The sequence below is a fragment of the Falsirhodobacter sp. 20TX0035 genome (assembly GCF_028307215.1).
Classification (GTDB): domain Bacteria; phylum Pseudomonadota; class Alphaproteobacteria; order Rhodobacterales; family Rhodobacteraceae; genus Falsirhodobacter.
Map to the genome: position 1 here is coordinate 1 of NZ_JAQMHV010000033.1, position 1,046 is coordinate 1,046.

The following is a 1,046-nucleotide window of genomic DNA, read 5'->3' on the forward strand; positions in this document are numbered from 1 at the left end:
CGACCCTTTCATCCAACGTGGAAGAGTGTTGCGAAGAGTTTCGGGTCGAGGCTGTTCTGGGCGAAGGTGGGGCCTTCGGTGAGGACGGAGACGGCGTCGTGGCTGTGCAGGGATTCCTGGTGGCTCGCGATCACGCGGAAGTCGCCGATGCGGGGGTCGGCCTGAAGGGCCGCGCAGAACGACCGGGCCGCGTCCTCCACGAAGATGGGGTTGGCGGCGTTCAGCTCGGCAAAGGCCTGTTCGTCCTCGCGCTTGACCATGACCTGCGTTTCGGTGGGCACACCGGTGCGGGCGATGGCGATCAGGTCCTCGAACCACAGCCGCGCCTCGCCCCGCATCTCCACCGACAGGCGCGCGACGGAGCGTTGGGAATGCGGCGTCGCCAGCTGCCCCCGCGTCTGGCGCGCGTGTTCGGACAGTTCCAGCGAGCACGGGCAGGTGGAGGAGTAGACGTAGTCCAGATGCATCATCTTGCGGCGTTCGCCCGCCACGTCCACCAGTTCCAGCGCGATGTCGTAATACTGCCACCCCGTCAGGCCCGAGCGCAGCGACCGCACCTGCGCGGGGAACGAGAACCGCATCTGGATGCGCGCGTCGAAGCTGCCCAGATCGCGCTTGTAGTCGTCCAGCGCGTGCTCGATCACCTCCAGCGAGACGTCGCGTTCGGCGTGGGCGTAGAAGGACCGCATGATGCGGCTCATGTTGATGCCCTTCTTCTCGGCCTCAAGGCTGACGGTGCCGGTGACGGAGGTTTCGAGCGTGATGTCGCCCCCGTCGCGCAGGCGGTAGCGGATGGGCAGGCGGAAGTTGGAGATGCCGACGTGCTGGAGGATCTTCTGCGCGCCCACGATCAGGCTGGAGGGCCCGTTCTGCAGGTCGGGCAGCGTCGCGCGGTAGGCCGCGTCCGCCACGAACCCTGCCGGATAGGCCCGGCTCAGCTCCGGATAGGCCCGAAGCACCGCCGGAAGCTGCAGCGCCACAAGGTCGTCCTCCGTCGCCTGCGCCGTGTACCCCCGCAACACCTCCAGCGCCGCCTCCGCCTCGGC

General features: G+C 67.9%; 1 protein-coding gene. It reads right to left on the minus strand.

Annotated elements, in window-relative coordinates; genetic code table 11:
• Positions 1 to 8: 8 nt before the first annotated feature.
• Positions 9 to 1,046: GTP cyclohydrolase FolE2 (folE2, locus tag PIJ50_RS16305; RefSeq protein WP_442900756.1), on the minus strand; the 1,038-nt coding region annotated here is incomplete at its 5' end.